This window comes from Mesoflavibacter sp. CH_XMU1404-2 (assembly GCF_037029465.1).
Lineage (GTDB): Bacteria > Bacteroidota > Bacteroidia > Flavobacteriales > Flavobacteriaceae > Mesoflavibacter.
Map to the genome: position 1 here is coordinate 44,250 of NZ_JAYMEM010000026.1, position 22,593 is coordinate 66,842.

Here is a 22,593-nt window from a genome sequence, read left to right on the forward strand (position 1 = left end):
TTAAAAATTGAACTTTTAGTCTAAATTAAAGTTTTTGATATTCTCTAAAGATTTAGTCATATTTATAGTTTGCATGTTTTGATAATAAGGTTTAAAGTTGTCTTCAAAAAATGAATTTGTTGTTTGTAAAGCTGCTTCTAAATCTGTTTTCACATGAGAGATTAAAGTTCTTTCTGTGTCTGTAACTCCTGTTTTTCGTGAGCTTACGTACCATCTTGCAGTACTTAATCTGTCTGTTATACTTACGTCTAAAGTCATTGTTATACCTTGTCTTTTATCTTGCTTACCAAGATAAATATCTAAAATTTCATCTATTTTTTTAATGATGTCTTTAGATGCTTTTATTTCATCTTCATATTTATCTTTATCTGTAAGTTCTTTTTTATATTTTTCGGCTAATGCTTTACTTTCAGCGAGTTGTTTTGTGGCATCTGCAGCTACTTGTTGCATTTGTTCTAATTGCTTTAAAGTAGTATAGACTTCATTGATATGTGTTGTTGAAACCTCTAATCTAGGGTCAGATTTTACGGTGATTGTTGTTTCTGAAGTTTGATCGCCATATTCTAAAACTGCCTTATAAGTACCAGGTTTTACATCAACTCCGCTAGGTTCACTTTTTCTTTTTCTTGTTGAACGCGAAGGTCTGTCTACACCTTTTTCATCCATATACCACGTCCATTTTTGTAAGCCTTTTTCTTTTGGCGCTTTTTGTTTTAAAGTCCTAATTAGCTTGTTGTTGTCATAGATTTTTAGTGAAATAGAATCCCATTTGATGTCTTCTTTATTTTCAGTTTCTAGACTATCTTCTTCAGCTTCATCATTGTTTTCTTCGTCTTTATCGTTTTCTTTTTTAATATCTTTTGGATTAATGAAGTAGCTAAAACGTGCGCCGCTACCACGATTTTCGCCATTAAACATAGCATCTGCACCAAAACGACTTCCTGTTGGTTGTTGGTAAGCAGCTTGATAAGCAGTTGGAGGATTAAATAAAGTTATGGTTTCTGTTAGAGTGTTTTTATTTTTTGCAATTGCTCTTAACGGTCTAATATCGTCTAAAACCCATGCAGCGCGACCAAAAGTACCAATGACTAAATCATGTTCACGAGGATGAATTACCAAATCTTTTACAGATGTAGTAGGGAAGTTATTAGTCCATTTGGTCCATTGGTTTCCGGCATCTATCGACATGTATAAACCTTCATCTGTTCCTAAAAACATAAGGTTTGGTTCTTCTAAATCTTCAATTATAGCAAGAGCATAACTTTTTACATCGTTTTGGTCTACAATACGTTGCCAAGTTTTTCCGTAGTTTTTAGTTCTGTAAGCATAAGGAGTATAGTTAAAACGTCTATAATCGTTTGCTACTAGCAATGCTTCACCTTTATTTTTGTTACTTGCTTTTATCTGTGCAATCCAACTTCCTTTAGGTAAATCAGGTAAGTTATTAGATACGTCGTCGTAAGTGGCTCCACCATTTTGTGTGATATGCACTTTACCATCGTCAGTACCAACCCAAAATACATCTTTTTCTACAGGAGACGGTTCTATAACTAATATTGTACAATGGTTTTCTGCACCTGTTGCATCCATCGTTAAACCACCACTTTCGTGTTGTTTTAATTTTTCTGGGTCATTAGTGGTTAAGTCTGGTGAAATTACTTCCCATGTTAAACCTTTGTCAGTAGATTTATGTACAAACTGACTACCAAAATAAATCGTGCTATTATCAAAGGGATCGATATTTATGGCAGCATTCCAATTAAAACGAAGTCTTACATCTTTATCTGGATGTGTTGGTTGTACAGTATAATTATTACCTGTTTTCCAGTCGTAACGACTTACATATCCTTGTTGACTCATGGTCCATCCATATTGTGAGTTATCTCTATCAGGAATAACATCAAAACCATCTCCAAAACTTATTTCTTGCCAATAACTGTTACGAATACCTTGTGCTTTCCATACATAAGCTGGTCCGCGCCATGATCCATTATCTTGCATTCCGCCATAAACGTTATAAGGAAACTCGTTATCTACATTAATATGATAAAATTGCGCCACAGGTAAGTTGCCAATAAAGCGCCAATTTTTTCCGCCATCTTTAGTAATATTCAATCCTCCATCATTACCATCGATCATAAAATTACCATTATCTGGATGTATCCACCATGCATGATGATCTGGATGTACACCGTTACTAGAACCATATGCTGGCATTAATTGATCAAAGTTTTTACCACCATCTTCACTTACATTTACATAGGTGAAAACAGAGTAAACACGGTTTTCATTTTCTGGATCAACATAAATTTCAGAATAGTAAAAAGGTCTGTTACCAATATCAGATTTATCGTTTATTTTTTTCCATTTAAAACCACCATCTTCACTTTTATAAAGTGCATTTTTTTTAGCTTCGACTAAAGCATAAATAACATTAGGTTTATTTTTAGCAATCGCAACACCAATACGACCTAATTCGCCTTTAGGGAAACCGTCTTCGTCGGTTATTTTTTTCCAAGTTTCTCCACCATCATGGGTAATGTGTAAACCAGAACCTTCTCCACCAGATTTAAAGAACCAAGGATCGCGTTTATGTTCCCAAAGTGCAGCAATTAATTTGTTAGGATTTGATGGATCCATTACTAAATCTGCAGCACCAGTTTTATTATTAGCAAATAAGATTTTGTTCCATGTTTTTCCGCCATCAATAGTTTTAAAAACACCACGTTCTGGATGTTCTCCCCATGGACTACCAATAGCAGCTACGTAAACAATATTAGGATTTGTAGGGTCTACAATGACGCGATGGATATGTCTTGTTTTTTCCAATCCCATAAGTTGCCATGTTTTTCCGGCGTCTAAAGATTTATAAATACCATAACCGCCATTTAAACTGTTTCTAGGATTTCCTTCACCAGTTCCAACCCAAATCACGCTAGGATTTGATTGTTGGATAGCCACAGCACCAATAGATGCAGTCGCTTCTTTTTCAAAAATAGGTTCCCAATTTATGCCGCCAGAAGTAGATTTCCAAAGTCCACCTGAAGCTGTACCAACATACATTATGTCTGGATTTTTATGTACAACATCTATAGCAGTTACACGACCAGACATTCCGCCAGGACCAATATTTCTTGGTTTCATATTTTTAAGTAAATCCAAGTTTATTTCTTGTGAAAAACCTGAAAAAGAAATCATTAAAAGCAGTAAAAGGGAAAGTTTTTTCATAATTAGTCAATTTAGTCAGCCTTAAAGTTAAGTAACAAATTATTAAAAAGCTGTTAAGGCGGTTAAATTCACTTTAAATTATTGTATTTTTATAGTGCAATGAAAAACGAAAAAACACATAGAAAAGGCTTTGTTTTTAAACCCTACGAAGCACCTTCGCAAACACCTTTCGAAAAACTTTTTGAAATTTTTAAAGAGTTAATTACACATACTTCTGGTGATTTTGATGAAGCTATAGATTGGTTAAGACAACTTGACGACGAGTATAACTTAACCACAGCAGAGTATACCATAGACGACTTTATAGAAGACCTAAAAAAGAAAGGTTACATAAGAGAAGAAATTAAACCTGACGGAAAAAAAGGTAACGCCATTACCGCTAAAACCGAAAGAGCTATTAGACAATCTGCTTTAGAGCAAATTTTTGGGAATATTAAAAAGAGCGGTAGCGGAAACCACAAAAGCAAAAGTATTGGAGTAGGAGACGAGCATACTGGCGATTTTAGAGCATACCAATTTGGTGATAACTTAGATAAAGTTTCAGTTACTGAAAGCTTAAAAAATGCGCAAATCAATCATGGTATAGGTAATTTTAATCTTACTGAAAACGATTTGGTTGTAGAAGAAACTAACCACAAATCACAAATGAGTACGGTATTAATGATAGACATTAGTCACAGTATGATTTTGTATGGTGAAGACCGAATCACGCCAGCTAAAAAAGTGGCTATGGCGTTAGCCGAATTAATAACGACTAGATACCCAAAAGACACTTTAGATATTTTGGTTTTTGGTAACGATGCTTGGCCAATAAAAATTAAAGATTTACCGTATTTAAACGTTGGTCCGTATCACACAAATACAGTTGCTGGTTTGCAATTAGCAATGGATTTATTAAGACGAAAACGAAACACCAATAAGCAAATTTTTATGATTACAGATGGTAAACCAAGTTGCTTGCGCTTACCTGATGGTACATATTATAAAGATAGTAACGGACTAAACCCATACATTACTAATAAGTGTTATGCTATGGCGCAACAAGCCAGAAAATTACATATCCCTATCACAACGTTTATGATTGCTCAAGACCGTTATTTAATGCAATTTGTAAGAGAATTTACACAAGCCAATCAAGGAAAAGCATTTTATACAGGTTTAAAAGGTTTGGGGGAAATGATTTTTGAAGATTACGAAACCAACAGAAAAAAAAGAATTAGAAGATAAAAGCTAAAATGAAAATAGAAAACATAACAACTTTAGGAGAACTAAAAAAATCTGGTTATCAACCAAAATCTATAAAAGATGAATTAAGAGATAATCTAATAGAAAAAATAAAAAATAAGGAAACCATTTTTAACGGTGTTCATGGTTATGAAAACACAGTAATTCCAGAATTACAACGTGCCATTTTATCAAGACATAACATTAATTTGCTAGGATTACGTGGTCAAGCAAAAACACGATTAGCACGATTAATGTTGACTTTGTTAGATGAATACATTCCTGTTGTTGAAGGTAGCGAGATTAATGACGATCCGTTACAACCCATTTCAAGATACGCTATTCAATTAGTTGAAGAAAAAGGTGATGATACACCGATTAGTTGGTTACATAGAAGCGAGCGTTTTGCCGAAAAATTAGCAACGCCAGATGTTACTGTAGCAGATATTATTGGTGATGTTGATCCTATAAAAGCAGCCAATTTAAAATTAAGTTATGCAGATGATCGTGTTATTCACTACGGAATGATTCCACGTGCTAACCGTTGTATTTTCGTGATTAACGAATTACCAGATTTACAAGCCAGAATACAAGTGGCATTATTTAATATTTTACAAGAAGGCGATATTCAAATTCGTGGTTTTAAACTAAGATTGCCATTAGATATGCAATTTGTGTTTACCGCAAATCCAGAAGATTATACCAACAGAGGAAGTATTGTAACGCCTTTAAAGGATAGAATTGGCTCGCAAATATTAACGCACTATCCAAGTGATATAGAAACCGCAAAAACCATTACACAGCAAGAAGCAAAATCGGACATAAGACAACAAGAGGCTATTTACGTACCAGAATTAGCAAAAGATGTTTTAGAACAAGTAGTTTTTGAAGCAAGACATAGCGATTTTATAGACGAAAAAAGTGGAGTGAGCGCACGTTTAAGTATTACAGCTTATGAAAACTTATTAAGTGCTGCCGAACTAAGAGCATTAAAAAACAATGAAGAGAAAACTGCTGTACGTTTATCTGATTTTTTAGGAATTATTCCTGCAATAACTGGTAAAGTAGAATTGGTTTATGAAGGCGAACAAGAAGGCGCAGCAAATGTGGCTTATAATTTAATTGGAGAAGCGGTAAAAACATTATTTATTCAATACTTTCCTGAAATTGAAAAACTTAAAAAACAAGATGATGTTGATCCATATGATGATATTATATCTTGGTTTTTTAACCAATCTGATGGTTTTGAATTGCTGGATGATTTAAGAGATAAAGAATATAAATCGTTACTAGAAGCTGTTTCACCTTTAGATGATTTAATTGCAAAACATCAATCAAATTTAAGTAAAGAAGATAGCTACTTTATGAAAGAGTTTGTGCTTTGGGCTTTAGTAGAATATAAGCAATTGAGTAAATACAGATTTACAAAAGGAATTCAATTTAAAGATCCTTACGGAAGCTTTATTAAAGGTTTGTAAATAAAAAAAAGCATCGTTATTACGATGCTTTTTTTATCTAAGACTTTATTTGTAATGATTTTATATAAAAATTGTTGTTAACACTAATTGAAGAATTTGCTGAAGGGATTTTAATAGATTTCCATTCATTAGTTGGATTGATCCAATGTTCTTTTTCATCAATATTAATTAGTAAAGGTATTTTAAAATGTTCTACAGTGTTTGAAAATCTGAATTTCAGAGTTTTGTTTTCAATTTTATACTCAAACACAGGAATTATAGTCGTGCGTAAATATTGATTAAAGAAACCTGTTAGGTCTAAACCAGTTTCTTCAGCTAAAAAATTCTCAATTTGCTGTGTTGTAACAGTTTGATGATAGAATTTTTTATTTAAAGTCCTCAAAATCTGACGCCATTTTTCGTCGTCATTCACCATAGTTCTTAGGGTATGAAGCATGTTAGCACCTTTGTAATACATGTCTCCAGAGCCTTCATTATTTACGTTGTAATGTCCAATAATAGGTCTGTCGTTTTGTATGCTTCCTCTGGTTCCAATTACATATTCTGATGCTGCTTGTTTACCATAGTAATAATCTAAAAATAAACTTTCGGAATATGCTGTAAAGCTCTCATGAATCCACATGTCTGCAATATCTACATTTGTAATATTGTTAGCAAACCATTCGTGTCCAGCTTCATGAATAATGATAAAATCAAATTTTAATCCCCAACCTGTACCAGACAGATCGTTACCTAAATATCCTTTTAAATATTGATTTCCGTAGGTAACAGAACTTTGATGTTCCATGCCTAAATATGGTACTTCAACTAGCTTAAAACTATCTTCGTAAAATGGATACGGACCAAACCAATGCTCAAAAGCTTTCATCATTTTTGGAGCATCTGTAAAGTGTGTTTTGGCTTTGTCTAGATTGTAATTTAGTATATAATAATTCATGTCTAAATCGCCTTTTTCACCTTCATAAACTTCAGAGAAATTAGCGTAATCACCTATGTTAATATTAACTCCGTAATTATTAATTGGGTTATTTACAAACCAATTAAATGTAGTAGTGTTTTTATGTTCTTCAACGCTTCTTAGTCTTCCGTTGGATACATCTGTTAATCCTTTTGGGACTTCAACACTAATCAACATACTATCTACTTCATCATACATGTGATCTTTATTTGGCCACCAAACACTTGCGCCAAGTCCTTGACAAGATGATGCTATAAAATGATTACCATTTTTATCTTTTTTCCAAGAAATACCGCCATCCCAAGGTGCACGAACAGCTTCACGTGGTTGACCTTCGTAATAGGCTACGACGCTATTTACTTCTCCTATTTTTTGGGTGTTTTTAAGTGTGACAAAATGAGCGTTTCCATCATGTTTAATATTAAGTTGTTCTCCATTTTGAGTGACTTTAGTCAGCTCTAAAGGCGGTTGCAAATCTATTTGCATGACTTGATATGGTTGTAACACTTTGTATTGAATGGTGTTTTTACCCGAAATTGTTTTGGTTTCTGGTTCTACTTTTATATCCAAATGGTAATATGATAAATCCCACCATTCTCGCTCTGGTGTAATGCTTCCGCGCAGCGTATCTTGTCGTGTAAAATTTTTCTTTTTATGAAGTAATTGTGCGTGAGATATTGTAAATGCCAAACAGCAAATAGCAAAGGTGAAAATTGATTTCATTTAATAAATTATTGTTGCGTAAAATTAGCTAATAAATCTCTGACTTTGTCTGTATCTTTTACGTAATATTTTGCTTTTGTTTTTTTAAAGCCAACTTTTACAGAATAGGTGTTTTCTGGTAAATCTTCAAACATAAATTCGTCTGTCCAATCATCACCAATAGCAAACACAAAATCGTAATTAGCTTTTGTTAACCAGCGTGAAGTTGCACGACCTTTATTAACGCTACTACTTTTAATTTCGATGACTTTATTTCCTTTTAAAACAGATAGATCGTTGTTAGATATTAAATGTGTTAAAACTGTATTTAATTCTATAGTTCTTATTTGAGCTAATTCTGGATCGGCTTTGCGGTAATGCCAAGCTAACGAGTATTTTTTTTGTTCGATAAATGTTCCTGGAGTACGATCTACAAAGGTTTGAAGTATCGGTTGTATGTTATCCATCCAGTTAGTTTTTAAGATTTCTAACATTTGCCAATCGTCGTTTTTAGCCTTTAACCATACTCCGTGGTCTGTGATTAGGTTATAAGATTTGTCTGCAAACCAGTCTTCAAAAGTTTCGCGATCGCGACCACTAACAATAACCACATCTGTATGTTCTGTTTGATTTAATTGGTCTAAAAGTTGTATTAATTTATCGTCTGGTTTAGCATCTTGAGGATTGTCTTTAAACCCAACCAAAGTGCCATCATAATCTAAGAATAATAGCTTTCTTTTAGCCTTTTTAAAATCTGAAATCATAGTTGCTTGATGGTCTTTATCCATTTTTTTAGCAACAATTGTCTTGCCTATTTTTTTGGTGTCGTTTAAGGATTTCATAAACTCATCTGCCCATTTTTCTACGCTGTAACGTTGTAGACGTTTTTGAAGAATTTTTATTCTTTTAGATTGCTCTTCAGCAGGCATTTCAATAGCATGTTTTAAAGTATCAGCTAGTTGTTCGAAGTTATTAGGATTAATAAGTAATGCTTCGTTCATTTCTTTAGATGCGCCAGCCATTTCACTTAAAATCAAAACACCATCTTGGTTAACGCGTGTTGCAACGTATTCTTTAGCAACAAGATTCATTCCATCTCTTACTGGCGTAATTAATGCAATTTGTGATGAGGTATACAAGTCTATTAAATTATCAAAAGGCATAGATCTATAAAAATACCAGATTGGCGTCCAACTAACGGTAGAAAATTCTCCGTTAACACGACCAACAAGTTCGTCTGTTTCTCGTTTCAATTTTTGATATTGAGGCACATCAGAACGCGACGGAACCGCCAACATCACCAACCTTACTTTTTCTTTAAACTGCGGATATTTATTAAGGAAATATTCAAAAGCGCGAATACGATTTGGAATACCTTTGGTGTAATCCATACGGTCTATAGACAAGATTAATTTGGTGTCTGGACCAGCCTGAATATGATCGTCTAATCGTTTTTGAAGCTCGGATTTTTCAGTATTTGATTGATTTAAATGAGAAAGCGCTGCGTTATGAAATTTTTTGTAATCTATTCCCATTGGGAATGAATCTACCTTAACAACACGATCTAAATATGAAATTTCGTTAAACTGAACATCTAATCTTAAAATTCGTTTTACAGAACTTAAAAAGTGACGCTCATAATCATACGTATGAAATCCTAAAAGATCGGCACCAAGCATACCGTGCAGCAATTCTTCACGCCAAGGAAACGTTCTAAAAATTTCATAAGACGGATAAGGAATATGTAAAAAGAAACCAATGGTCGTATTTGGTTTTTTGTCTTTGATAAGCTTTGGCAGTAACAGCAATTGATAATCATGTACCCAAACTGTGTCACCATCTTCGATATTGTCTAAAACAACATCTGCAAATTTTTGATTAACGGTTTTATAAGCTTCCCATTGGTCGTTGTCAAACTCGGTATATTCCATAAAATAATGAAATAAAGGCCAAAGGGTTTTGTTGCTAAATCCGAAGTAAAAATTGTCTACATCATCTTGTGTTAACGGTACAGTAGCACATTTTGCTTTAGTAACTTCTTTATTAACTTGATTAGACAAGTCTTTATTTAACTCTTCTTCGGTCAATCCTGACCAACCAATCCAAATACCATTCCCTTCTTCATGAACCGATTTTAAACCTGTAGCTAATCCGCCAACACTAGGTTTTATGTTTAAAGTATTATTTTCAATTTTGACTTGTAAAGGAAGACGATTAGAAACAATAATTGTTTTATTCATAAGGGTTTGCTTTGGTTTAAAGTTAAGATTTTCGTTAATTTAATGAAAAATTGATTGAAAACATTATAAAACAAAAGATTTGGGAAATAATTTAGATTACGGAATTGTAGGAAATTGTAGAAGTGCAGCATTAATATCAAAAACAGGATCTGTAGATTGGTGTTGCTTGCCAGAATTTGATTCGTCATCTGTTTTTGCTAAACTTTTAGATGAAAAAATTGGTGGTCACTTTTCTATTAATGTAGATGAAAGTTATACAATTAATCAATTTTACATTGATAAAACAAATATCTTGGTTACTAGATTTAGTAATGGTATGGATGTTTTTGAAGTGCATGATTTTATGCCAAGATTTCATAAGCAAGACGGAACTTATTATTATCCACCAGAATTAGTAAGATATTTTAAACATATTTCAGGTAAACCTACATTTACAGTGGATTATAACCCAAAATTAGAGTATGCTAAAGGTAAAACAGAAATTTACGTAAAAGATGATTTTATAGCTAGCCTAACTCATGGTGAAAAGTTTGATACGCTTTTTTTATATACGTCATTTGATAAAAATGCAATTGTAGATAAAAAAGAAATTACTTTAACCGAAGACGGTTACTTTTTAGTCGGTTACAACGAAAAGATTTTTAATCCGACAGTAGAAAGTATTTATCTAGATCACCAACGTACCAAAGTATATTGGTTAAATTGGATAGATAAAACACCAAAATATAATATGTATAACGCACAAATTTTACGCAGTGCATTAACATTAAAATTATTATCCTACGATAAATCTGGTGCTGTACTTGCAGCAGCAACGACTTCTTTACCAGAAACAATAGGTGAAGTAAGAAACTGGGATTACCGTTTTTGCTGGATTAGAGATGCATCTATGGTGATAAAAGTAGTATCACAATTAGGTCATAAAAATATGGCTAAACGCTACTTAAATTTTATTATCGATTTGATTCCTGATAAAGATGAAAAACTGCAAATCATGTATGGAATCAATAAGGAGAAAAAGTTAACCGAGTATAGTTTAGATCATTTAAGCGGTTATAAAGATTCTAAACCTGTGCGTGTTGGTAATGCTGCTTATAAGCAAAAACAAAATGATATTTATGGTATTTTAATGGATGTAATCCATCAGCAATTTGTGTCTTTTTCTTTAGACATAGAAAATACCGAAGAACTTTGGACAATTACTAAAGGAATTGTTTGGGTAGTAAACAAACACTGGAAAGAACCAGATAAAGGAATTTGGGAATTTAGAGGTGAGGATAGGCATTTTACGTTTTCTAAAGTGTTATGTTGGGTTGCTATAGATCGTGCTATTAAAGTTGCTGAAATACTGAATAAATACCATAAAGCAAATAAATGGAAAATTATTAAAGAAGAAATTAAAAATGACATTATGAGTAATGCTTGGAGTGATACTGCTAATGCATTTACACAAGCTTATGGTGTAGAAGATTTAGATGCGTCTGTATTATTAATGGAACCTTATGGATTTATAGATGCTAAAGACCCAAAATATGTTAGCACAGTTAACGCAATAGAAAGAGAGTTAAGTAACGACGGATTACTTTATAGATATAAAAATAAAGACGATTTTGGTTTACCATCATCATCATTTACAATTTGTACGTTCTGGTTTATAAACAGTTTGTATAAAATAGGCGAGGAGGAAAAAGCTAAAGCTATGTTTGATAAACTATTATCTTACAGTAATCATTTAGGATTGTTTAGTGAGGATATAGACTTTAAAACAAAACGATTGTTAGGTAATTTCCCGCAAGCATATTCTCATTTAGCTTTAATTGAAACAGCGATTAACTTGTCTAATGTTACAACAGATGAAAAAGTAAAAAGTAGTATAGCTAATTAAATAAACAAAAAAAGGACTTCAAATTTGAAGTCCTTTTTTATTATCTAAATACCTTATTAGGAAAAACAACGGGACTTTCAAAACCATCTTTTCCTACAGCAGCAATCCCAAAAAAGAAGTTGTCTATAACAATACCTTCTAAAGTAAATACTGATACATCACCTACATATCTACTGTAATCCCAAGTAGGAGAAGTTGTGTCTCTCCAATATATTTTATAGCCAACAGCACCTTCAACTTTATCCCATTTAAATTTAGCAGAAGGTTCTACAATACCACCAATAGCAACGTTTTTTGGAGCTGGCGGTGCAGAAGCTAAACTAGCCATATTTATTGCGTTAACAGCAGTTAGTTTTTTAGCATATTCAAAATTAACGTGTTCAATTACATCACCATATTTAATTCCGTTTTCCTCACGTATATCTTGATGTTGCTGATTATAATTTTCATGCGCTTCCATAATTCTAATTCCTGCAAAACCTAAATCGTTAAAAGGTCTGTGATGTCCGCCACGACCAAAACGGTCTAATCTGTAAACCATCATAGGATTCATTTCTGGCATATATGTCTTCACCGTTTTGTGTACATATCTAGCCAATTGTCTTGATATTCCGTCAACTTCACCACCATAAAAGCGTCTAAGTTGTCTTTCTCTTTCTGTTTCGTTTGCAGGAACAGGTTCAGAAAAAATTCTAAAAGTACGATTGTCTATTACGCCATCAACACCTTTAATATTTCCTATCATGTCATTGTTAAGAATACCAATAATATCCCAATTGTTTTCTTTAGCATATTTAGCTAAACCACTACCTCCAAAAAGACCTTGTTCTTCACCAGAAAGACCTACATAAACAATACTGCTTTCAAATTGATAATTAGATAGGACTCTTGCAGCTTCAATGGTTCCTGCCATACCAGATGCATTATCATTTGCTCCTGGAGCGTCTGTGGTAAAGTCCATAGTATCACTAGCTCTAGAGTCTATGTCTCCACTCATTATAATATATCTATTTGGGTATTTTGTGCCTTTTTGAATAGCAACAACATTAACAACCCAAGCATCATGTGGTACACGATTATTACCTTCTTTAGTTACGAAATCTTTTTGATAAAAAACATCAAGACAGTTATTACAGTTTTTAGAAATTGATTCAAATTCAGATTTTATCCAACGTCTTGCGGCTCCAATTCCTCTAGTATCAGAAATAGTATCACTAAACGTATTTCTTGTTCCAAAATCTACTAATGTTTGTGTATCTTTCTCTATTCGTTTTGCTGAAACAGAATCGATAATATCATAAATCTTTTGGCTAGTTTGACCTAACGAAATGTAAGCAAAGAATAGTAGTGGGAGAATGATTAGTCTTTTCATTTTTCTAATTTTTCTCTAAAATACTAAAATAAAAAAGCTGATTCAAATACTTGAATCAGCCTTTTCGAAATTAAAACTAAAACTCACTTAAATTCTTAGAAACAATATTTGTTTTCTTCTTTTATTTTTTCGGCAATCTCATTGCGTAAGTCTACAATATCTGGATAGTTTTGGTACTTAGTAAAACGCTTAAGTCCCATTAACATCATACGTTGTTCATCACCTTCAGCGAAAGAAATAATGCTTTCTTTTCCTTTTTTCTCTATAGTTTCTACAGCGTGATATAAGTATAATTTAGACATTGCGATTTGCGCAGATTGTGCGTCTTCACCAAAACGTTTTGCGTTTTTCTCTGTACGTAAAATTGCAGATTCTGCCATGTAGATTTCAATTAAAATATCTGCAGCAGCAACTAGTAATTGTTGGTGTTGCTCTAGATCTGGTCCAAATTTTTGCACCGCAGCACCAGCAACCATTAAGAAGGTTTTCTTAAGTTTTGCAATCATTTCTTTTTCTTCAGAAAATAACTCAGAATAATCTGGTGTATCAAAAGATGGAATACCCATTAATTCTTCTTGAACTTTCATTGCAGGACCTAATAAATCTACGTGACCTTTCATTGCTTTTTTAACCAACATACCTACAGAAAGCATACGGTTAATTTCGTTTGTTCCTTCATAGATACGTGCAATACGTGCGTCTCTCCAAGCAGCTTCCATTGGTGTTTCTTCAGAGAATCCCATTCCTCCGAAAATTTGGATACCTTCATCAGCACAGTTTTGTACGTCTTCAGATACAGCTACTTTTAAAATAGAACACTCGATAGCGTATTCTTCTACACCTTTAAGTTCTGCTTCTTGGTGTGAGTTTCCTGCTTCAACACGTAAAGCAATACGGTCTTCGATGTTTTTAGAAGCTCTGTAAGTTGCAGATTCTCCAACGTACGTGTTAGTTGTCATTTCGGCTAACTTAATTTTTATAGCACCAAAATCTGCGATAGGTGTTTTAAACTGTTTACGCTCGTTTGCATATTGAACAGCAGTAGTTGTGATACGTCTTTGCGAATCTAAACAAGCAGCAGCTAATTTGATACGACCAACGTTTAGGGCATTCATTGCAATTTTAAAACCTTCTCCACGACCAGCTAACATATTTTCTACAGGAACTTCAGTATCGTTAAAGAATACTTGACGTGTTGAACTTGCACGGATACCTAATTTATGCTCTTCTTCACCTAAAGTGATTCCGTTAGGATTGTTTTTATCATATTCTACAATAAAACCAGTAATGTTTTTATCCTCTTCAATTCTAGCAAAAACAATCATTAAGTTACAGAATCCTGCGTTAGAAATCCACATTTTCTGTCCGTTGATTTTGTATGTTTTTCCGTCAGTAGAAAGCTCTGCAGTAGTTTTTCCAGAATTAGCATCAGATCCAGCGCCAGGTTCTGTTAAACAATAAGCACCAAACCATTCGCCAGAAGCTAATTTTGGCACATATTTTTGTTTTTGTTCTTCGGTACCATAAAGTGTAATTGGCATTGTACCAATACCTGTGTGTGCACCAAAAGCAGTACTAAAAGATCCTGTGCCAGAAGAAATATAGTCACAAGTTAATACCGTAGATACAAATCCCATTCCCATTCCGCCGTAAGCTTCAGGAACAGCAACACTTAAAAAGCCCATATCTCCAGCTTTACGCATAACCTCTTCAGTTAACGCGAAGTCTTTAGCTTCAAAACGAGGTTTGTTAGGAATGATTTCTCGGTCATTAAATTCTTTAACCGATTCTTTCATCATTTGTTGTTCTTCTGAAAAATCTTCAGGTGTGAAAATATCTTCACAGTTTGTTTCTTTTACTAAGAATTGACCGCCACGTAGGATGTCTTTTTCTGTTTCTGCCATATTTTTATAAGATTAAGAGATTCAAGATTCAAGATCCAAGACTTATAAATCAAGTCTAGATTGAAATCCCGAAATCATTTTTTGTATTTGTTTTATTTGTTGTTCTAATTCTAAAAATTTTTCTTCTGTAATATAGTTTTCATTGAAAGCTACATTTAATTGTGTTTCCCATTCGAAAGCAGAACCTAAGCTGTTTTCTAAATAAATATTGAAATGCTTATCAGAGCTTTTACTTGAACCTTCTGAAATATTTGAAGGAATAGAAACTGCACTTCGATTCATTTGACTCATTAATCCATAAGTTTCAAATTTTGGGAACATTCTAGTAATTTTATAAGATTCAGAAACTAATTTCATGCTTTCATTCCAAATTTTTAATTTTTTAAAATTATGCATCTTCAGGTCTTGTTTCTTGATTCTTAAAATCTTGTCTCTAGTTTAAAAATTCAAAAATTCCACAAGCACCTTGACCAGTACCAACGCACATGGTTACAGCACCATATTTACCTTTCATGTTGCGTTTACGCATTTCGTCAAATAATTGTACTGATAGTTTTGCACCTGTACATCCTAATGGGTGACCTAATGCAATTGCGCCACCATTAACGTTTACAATGTCTGGATTTAGTCCTAACTCTCTAATTACTGCAATTGATTGAGAAGCAAAAGCTTCGTTTAATTCAATTAACTCTAAATCTGATTGCTTTAATCCAGCTAAGTCTAATGCTTTCGGGATTGCTTTTACTGGTCCAATTCCCATAATTCTTGGTTCTACACCAGCAGCAGCATAATTAACTAGTCTTGCGATAGGTTCAAGGTTTAATTCTTTTACCATATCTTCACTCATGACCATGACAAATGCAGCACCATCACTCATTTGAGATGAGTTACCTGCGGTTACACTTCCGCCTTGAGCGAAAACAGGACGTAGCTTAGATAAAGCTTCTACGTTTGTACCTTTACGAGGACCTTCGTCTTTATTTACAGTATATGTTTTTGTTGCTTTTTTACCATTTTCGTTTATGTAAGTTTCTTCAACTTCAATTGGAACGATTTGGTCTTGAAAACGATCTTCAGCTAAAGCTTTTAGGGCTTTCATGTGTGAATTGTAAGCAAATTCATCTTGATCTTGACGCGACACTTTAAATTGGTTAGCAACTGCTTCTGCAGTATTACCCATTCCCCAATAATAATCTTCATGACCATCTTTTACAGTATCGTAATTAAGTTCTGGTTTAAAACCTGTCATTGGTACGCTACTCATACTTTCTGATCCACCAGCAATAATACAATCTGCCATTCCTGCTTGGATTTTGGCAGTTGCAATACCAATAGTTTCTATTCCTGAAGAACAAAAACGGTTAACCGTTACACCAGGAACATCAACACTGTTTAATCCGATTAATGAGATAAAACGTGCCATATTTAAACCTTGTGATCCTTCTGGCATAGCGTTACCAACTATAACGTCGTCAATACGTTTTACGTCAAGATTTGGTAATTCTTTCATCATGTGCTGAATCACTTCTGCACCTAACTCGTCTGCTCTTTTAAAACGGAACACGCCTCGTGGTGCTTTACCAACTGCTGTTCTGTATGCTTTTACTATATATGCTTGTTTCATTTTTTCTTTTGATTTTTAGAGCCAAGAATCAAGAATCAAGATGTCTTGTTTCTTGCATCTTGTTTCTTTTTTCTAATTTCTAAGTGGTTTTCCAGTCTTCAACATATGCTGAATTCTTTCTAATGTTTTTCTTTCAGTACAAAGCGATAAAAATGCTTCGCGTTCTAGATCTAATAAATATTGTTCACTTACTTTAGTTGGTTCTGATAAATCGCCACCAGCCATAACGTAAGCTAATTTGTTAGCTATTTTTTGATCGTGTTCACTAATGTAGTGGCTTGCTTCCATTGAGTCTGTTCCTACTAAGAACATACCTAATGCTTGTTTCCCAAGTACTTTTATGTCTTTGCGTTTTACAGGTTGCGTGTAGCCTTGATCTGCCATTAATTTAGCTTGTGCTTTAGCTGTAGCAATTTGTCTGTCTTTATTAACAACAACAATATCTTTTCCTTTTTGTAATACACCTAAATCAAATGCTTCGTAAGCTGAAGTTGATACTTTTGCCATACCAATAGTTAAGAAATACTCTTGAAGAGTATTTAACTCGACGTCACCTTTTTTGAAAGTGTCTTGCGCTCTTAAAGCCATTTCTTTAGATCCGCCACCACCTGGAATTACACCAACTCCAAACTCAACTAATCCCATATAAGTTTCTGCAGCAGCAACAACTTTATCTGCATGAAGTGATAACTCACATCCGCCACCAAGCGTCATGCCATGTGGTGCAGAAATAGTAGGAATAGACGAGTAGCGCATGCGCATCATCGTGTCTTGGAAGTATTTGATCGCCATGTTAAGCTCGTCATACTCTTGTTCTGCAGCCATCATAAAAATCATTCCGATGTTTGCACCAACAGAGAAGTTTGCTCCTTGGTTACCAACAACTAAACCAGCAAAATCTTTTTCAGCAATGTCTATTGCTTTGTTTAATCCAGCTAGTACGTCGCCACCAATGGTATTCATTTTAGATTGGAATTCTACATTTAAAATTCCGTCGCCTAAATCTTCAACAACTACACCAGAGTTTTTAAATACTTCGTTAGATTTTCTGATGTTATCTAATATGATGAAACTATCTTGTCCTGGTACTTTTTCTTGTGCCTTCTTATCAATATCATAATAATACGTAGCTCCATCTTTTACTGTGTAAAACGATGTGTTACCTGAAGCAACCATATCATTTACCCAAGCCGCAGGTTCTTTTCCTTCAGCTTTCATGATTTCAAGACCTTTTTCTACACCAATTGCATCCCAAATTTGGAAAGGACCATGTTCCCAACCAAATCCAGCTTTCATAGCATCATCTATTTTATATAATTCGTCTGAAATTTCAGGAATACGATGTGATACGTAAGCAAACATTGCTGCAAAGTTTTTGCGATAAAATTCGCCAGCTTTATCTTTTCCTTTTACTAAAATTGGAAAACGGTCGATGACTTTATCTACAGTTTTTGTTAATTCAAGCGTAGGGAAAGAGGCTCTTTTTTTAGAGCGATAGTCTAATGTATCTAAGTCTAATGATAAAATTTCACTTTTACCATTATCTCCTTTTACTTTTTTATAAAATCCTTGTCCTGTCTTGCTTCCTAACCACTTGTTTTCCATCATGGTATTGATAAAATCTGGTAATTTGAAAAGCTCATGTGCTTCGTCATCAGGACAGTTGTCGTAAATTCCGTTAGCAACGTGTACTAAAGTGTCTAATCCAACAACATCTACCGTACGGAAAGTTGCCGATTTTGGACGACCAATAACAGGACCCGTTAATTTATCAACTTCTTCTATGGTCAATCCTAATTCTTTTACTTGGTGAAATAACGATTGAATACCAAAAATACCAATACGGTTACCAATAAATGCTGGTGTATCTTTAGCGATTACAGATGTTTTTCCTAAAAATTGTTCCCCATAACCGTTTAAGAAGTCTAAAACGTCTTGAGATGTTTTAGGTCCAGGAATTACTTCGAATAACTTTAAGTAACGCGCTGGATTAAAGAAGTGCGTTCCGCAAAAATGCTTTTGGAAATCTTCGCTACGTCCTTCGCTCATAAACTTAATAGGAATACCAGATGTATTTGATGTAATTAAAGTACCTGGTGTACGGTGTTGTTCTAGTTTTTCAAATACTTGCTTTTTAATGTCAAGTCTTTCTACAACAACTTCCATAATCCAATCTACATCGGCAACTTTAGCAATATCGTCTTCAAGATTACCTGTGGTAATGCGACTTGCAAAAGATTGATGATAAATTGGTGAAGGTTTAGATTTTAACGCTGTGGCTAAAGCTGTATTAACAATACGGTTTCTTACTACCTTATCATCAAGGGTAAGACCTTTAGCTTTTTCAGCATCGTTTAACTCTCTTGGTACAATGTCTAATAATAAGACTTCTACACCAATATTGGCGAAATGACAAGCAATACCGCTTCCCATAATTCCGGATCCAATAATGGCTACTTTATTTATTCTACGTTTACTCATTTTTATTAAATGGTTTCTTTAGTATATATTTTTTTATTAGAAATTAACTCGTTTATAGTGTCTGACACTTCATAGAAGTGTTTTAGTTTCTCTTCTGAAACGTGCTTCCTTACAGTTTCATTAAATATTAAAACACGTTCTTTAGCATCTTTTCTTTTTTCTTTACCAAAATCGGTTAGATAAATTAATACACCACGACCATCATTTGGGTTAGGTTTACGTTCTATTAAACCTAAATCTTCCATACGTTTTAGTATTCTTGAAAGACTAGTTGCTTCCATGCCCATTATAGGTCCTAAAGATGTTGAAGGTGTTCCGTTTTCTTTATCTATACTTAATAATGTAAACCCTGTAGCCATAGAGGTATCAAATTTTGCAGCTTCTTCGTTATACATTTTATTTACAGCTAACCAAGTGGTTCTGAGCATGTAATCTATAGTTCTGTCTTTCATTCTTACAGTAGTAATTGTCTTCTAGGTTTCCAAATATAGTAAAATTTATTATGCATGCATAATAAATTTATGAAAAATTATTGTTAATAAATAAAAAAGCCATCTAAAAATTAGATGGCTTTTTTGAGAAATCGTTAAGGATTTAACTGTATATCTTGTCGTATAATTCTTTGTAGATGTTTTTTATGACATCTCGTTTCATTTTCATGGTTGGTGTTAATTGTCCACCATCTACAGACCAAACATCTTCTGTAAGTTCAAAACGTTTTATTTGTTCCCACTTACCAAAGTTTTTGTTGCAGTTGTCTATTTCTTTTTGAATACGATCTATTACTACTTGAGAATTAGCAATTTCTTTTTCGGATTTACCTATGTGGTTATGTTTTCTGTCAATCCAGTCTCTTAAAAATTCAAAATTAGGTTGAATTATAGCTGCTGGCATTTTTTCGCCTTCCCCAACGACCATTGCTTGTTCTATAAATCTAGACTGTTTTAGGTCGTTTTCTAAAAGGGTAGGAATGACATATTTTCCTCCAGACGTTTTAAACATTTCTTTTTTTCGCCCCGTAATTTTTAAGAAACCATCAGGATCAATTTCACCTTTATCTCCAGTATGAAAATAGTCTCCTGTCATCACACTAGCCGTTTTTTCTGGATCTTTGTAGTAACCTTTCATTACGTTTGGTCCTTTAATTAGGATTTCGCCATCTTCTGCTATTTTTACATCTACATTTCTTATAGGTTTACCAACGGTACCAACCTTAAAATGATTTTCTCTGTACATGCCTACAGAAATAACAGGAGATGTTTCTGTTAATCCATATCCTTCCATAACCTTCATGCCTGCAGCACAAAATATACGTGTTAATCTTGGTGATAATGCTGCGCTACCAGATACCATAGTAGTTAACTCGCCACCTAAAGCAGCTCGCCATTTACTAAAGATTAATTTATTAGCTATTTTTAGTTTAAACTCGTACCAAGCACCATTTTTACCGTAAGGTTCCCATTGTTCTCCTAATTCTATAGCCCAATGGAAAAGTCTGCTTTTTATACCGCTTAATTCTGTACCTTTTGCATAGATTTTGTCGTAAACTTTTTCTAGTAATCTTGGTACAACACTCATTAAATTAGGTTTAATATCTTGAGCATTTTCTGCAATTTTATCTATAGCTTCTGCATAATAAATACTTATTCCTTCATATTGGTAAAGGTAAATTAATACACGTTCAAATACATGGCAAATTGGTAAAAAACTTAAAACTTTTGTTTGACCAGTAGAAATTGGTAATCGTGGTATGCTATCTAATACGTTACTAGTAATATTATTATGACTTAACATAACACCTTTTGGTTTACCTGTTGTACCAGAAGTGTATATTATTGTAGCTAAATCATCAGGTGTTACTGCATCTTTCCTGGCTTCAACTTCTGCTTGATTACTTTCATCTTTTCCTAATTCAAAAAGTTCTGAATAGTGTTTACAGCCTTCAATATGATCAAAAGAGTAAACTTCTTTAAGTTTAGTTTTATCTTTTACTTTATTTATTTTTTCTAAAACTTCTTTGTCAGACACAAAGCAGTAAATAGATTCACTATGGTTTAAAACATACTCATAATCTTCAGCCGAAATTGTTGGATAGATAGGAATATTTTGCGCACCAAGTTGTAAAACACCGATATCTACAATATTCCATTCTGTTCTGTTAGTAGAAGAGATTACTGCAATTTTATCATTTTTATTGACTCCTAATTTTAACAATGCTCTACTTAAAGCATTGGCTTTGTCAATATATTCTTTAGTAGAAGTTGCTTCCCATTTACCATTTTTTTTGGTAACTAAAGCAGCGTCTAGGTTATGTTTTTCAAGTTGATAATAAGGAAAATCGAAAAGTCTGGTTACTTCAATCATTACATTTAAATGAATTAAGGGGTATGCAAATTATGAAAAAATGATTTAAGGCGAACGTAAATTATGAAAATTTAAATAATCTCTTACATTTTTAACTAAAAAAGGAGCTGTTTTTAAACAGCTCCTTGCTAACTGATTGATAGCTATAGAATGGTACCTTTTATATTTTTATTTAATAACTAACTATTTTTAAATGAATCCCTTAACTTTCATTTAAATTAAACAAATAGTGCCACTCAATAGCTAATTTATTGAATTTAAAATGAAATAAAATGTAAATAATCGTAAAAATTAGATGGTTAAGTAGTTTTTTATCAGTGTGTTATCTCTTTTAACGTATTCTGATGGTTTTACTTTCATAAACAGTTTAAAATCTCTGTTAAAATGAGATAAATCGTAATAGTTGTAATATTCTAATGCTTGATTAAAGTCAATTTTTTTGCTTTCGTAGGCTTTCATTAAATGCCAAAATCTGTAGAGTTTGATGTATTTTAAAGGAGTCAAACCAACAACTTTTTTAAATTGAATTTCTAAGTTTTTTTGTGATATGGTAAGAAACTCTAAGACTTCATCCACGGTAATTCTACCTTTTTTTTGATGAATTAAATCTACTGCAATATCTACATAGTTAACATTTTTATTATCAATTTTTGGCAAGTCATACATTAAACTTTCAAAGTCTAAAGCTATTTCTTTAGCTGTTTTATTTGGATCAAATAAAGGAATAATTTTTTGATAAAATTCATTACAAAATTCTGATAATGGAATATGAGAATCTGTTATAGATGACATTTGTTTACCTGAAACTTTATGAAGAGTTGTTGCACTAAAGTTAGCCACAAAAGCTCTTACAGGTTTTTTTGGTATGAATTGATATGATCTGTAGGATTGACCAGATATTACAAGTCCTTTATTAAAAAAGGACTTGTTTTTTATTCTTATTTCTTGCTCTTCATCAGAGAAAAAATATATGATATGGCTTTGTGCAGTTGGTAATAAATCTGCAGTTAAAGGCAAGTCGTTTTCTTCTATATGTACTTCAACAAAAGAGCCAATAAGCTTGTTAGGCCTATGGCAATAAATTCTTTCAAACTTCATTTATAATACTTAACACACTTTTAAGTGAGTGAAAT

At 33.2% G+C, this 22,593-nt stretch carries 14 protein-coding genes; 3 read left to right on the plus strand and 11 right to left on the minus strand.

From position 1 onward, the window contains the following. Positions 1-15: 15 nt before the first annotated feature. Positions 16-3,228 (minus strand): VPS10 domain-containing protein, encoded by a 3,213-nt coding sequence (locus WA327_RS08680; protein ID WP_336068702.1) that lies wholly within the window; start codon positions 3,226-3,228, stop codon positions 16-18. 99 nt (positions 3,229-3,327) lie between these two features. Here WA327_RS08680 and WA327_RS08685 point away from each other — a divergent pair, with 99 nt between their 5' ends. Together WA327_RS08685 and WA327_RS08690 are read left to right on the plus strand one after the other, a co-directional pair. Then, positions 3,328-4,455 (plus strand): VWA domain-containing protein, encoded by a 1,128-nt coding sequence (locus tag WA327_RS08685; RefSeq protein ID WP_106689098.1) that lies wholly within the window; start codon positions 3,328-3,330, stop codon positions 4,453-4,455. Positions 4,456-4,463: 8 nt separating this feature from the next. Next, entirely contained in the window at positions 4,464-5,930 is a 1,467-nt protein-coding gene (locus tag WA327_RS08690; protein WP_336068706.1) for a magnesium chelatase, read from the plus strand. Between the two features lie 37 nt (positions 5,931-5,967). On the opposite strand, the gene WA327_RS08695 is transcribed toward WA327_RS08690, so the two are convergent. Together WA327_RS08695 and WA327_RS08700 are read right to left on the minus strand one after the other, a co-directional pair. Next, the gene (locus WA327_RS08695; RefSeq protein WP_336068709.1) at positions 5,968-7,611 is read right to left on the minus strand and encodes a M1 family metallopeptidase; all 1,644 of its coding nucleotides are present in this window, start codon (positions 7,609-7,611) and stop codon (positions 5,968-5,970) included. A gap of 8 nt (positions 7,612-7,619) precedes the next feature. Then, positions 7,620-9,830: a bifunctional alpha,alpha-trehalose-phosphate synthase (UDP-forming)/trehalose-phosphatase gene (locus tag WA327_RS08700; RefSeq protein ID WP_336068711.1), complete on the minus strand. Its 2,211-nt coding sequence runs from the start codon at positions 9,828-9,830 to the stop codon at positions 7,620-7,622. A 79-nt stretch (positions 9,831-9,909) separates the two neighbouring features. Here WA327_RS08700 and WA327_RS08705 point away from each other — a divergent pair, with 79 nt between their 5' ends. Next, positions 9,910-11,715, plus strand: coding sequence for a glycoside hydrolase family 15 protein (locus WA327_RS08705; protein WP_336068713.1), 1,806 nt, complete (start codon positions 9,910-9,912; stop codon positions 11,713-11,715). A gap of 40 nt (positions 11,716-11,755) precedes the next feature. Here WA327_RS08705 and WA327_RS08710 read toward each other — a convergent pair whose 3' ends face one another. From WA327_RS08710 to WA327_RS08745, 8 genes are all read right to left on the minus strand, one after another. Continuing rightward, positions 11,756-13,087 carry a M28 family metallopeptidase gene (locus WA327_RS08710; RefSeq protein ID WP_336068716.1) on the minus strand — a complete coding sequence of 444 codons (1,332 nt, stop codon included), beginning with the start codon at positions 13,085-13,087 and terminating at the stop codon, positions 11,756-11,758. 95 nt (positions 13,088-13,182) lie between these two features. After that, positions 13,183-14,991 carry an acyl-CoA dehydrogenase family protein gene (locus WA327_RS08715; RefSeq protein WP_336068719.1) on the minus strand — a complete coding sequence of 603 codons (1,809 nt, stop codon included), beginning with the start codon at positions 14,989-14,991 and terminating at the stop codon, positions 13,183-13,185. Between the two features lie 42 nt (positions 14,992-15,033). Then, positions 15,034-15,387 (minus strand): four helix bundle protein, encoded by a 354-nt coding sequence (locus WA327_RS08720; protein WP_336068722.1) that lies wholly within the window; start codon positions 15,385-15,387, stop codon positions 15,034-15,036. A 37-nt stretch (positions 15,388-15,424) separates the two neighbouring features. Then, the gene (locus WA327_RS08725) at positions 15,425-16,615 is read right to left on the minus strand and encodes an acetyl-CoA C-acyltransferase (protein WP_336068724.1); all 1,191 of its coding nucleotides are present in this window, start codon (positions 16,613-16,615) and stop codon (positions 15,425-15,427) included. A gap of 72 nt (positions 16,616-16,687) precedes the next feature. Then, entirely contained in the window at positions 16,688-19,096 is a 2,409-nt protein-coding gene (locus tag WA327_RS08730; protein ID WP_336068726.1) for a 3-hydroxyacyl-CoA dehydrogenase NAD-binding domain-containing protein, read from the minus strand. Positions 19,097-19,101: 5 nt separating this feature from the next. Next, positions 19,102-19,548, minus strand: a complete 447-nt coding sequence (locus tag WA327_RS08735; RefSeq protein ID WP_336068728.1) for a MarR family transcriptional regulator — start codon at positions 19,546-19,548, stop codon at positions 19,102-19,104. A 142-nt stretch (positions 19,549-19,690) separates the two neighbouring features. Then, positions 19,691-21,460, minus strand: coding sequence for a long-chain fatty acid--CoA ligase (locus WA327_RS08740; protein ID WP_336068729.1), 1,770 nt, complete (start codon positions 21,458-21,460; stop codon positions 19,691-19,693). 291 nt (positions 21,461-21,751) lie between these two features. Continuing rightward, on the minus strand, positions 21,752-22,558 hold the full coding sequence (locus tag WA327_RS08745) for a helix-turn-helix domain-containing protein (RefSeq protein ID WP_336068731.1): 807 nt from the start codon (positions 22,556-22,558) through the stop codon (positions 21,752-21,754). Between the last annotated feature and the right edge of the window lie 35 nt (positions 22,559-22,593).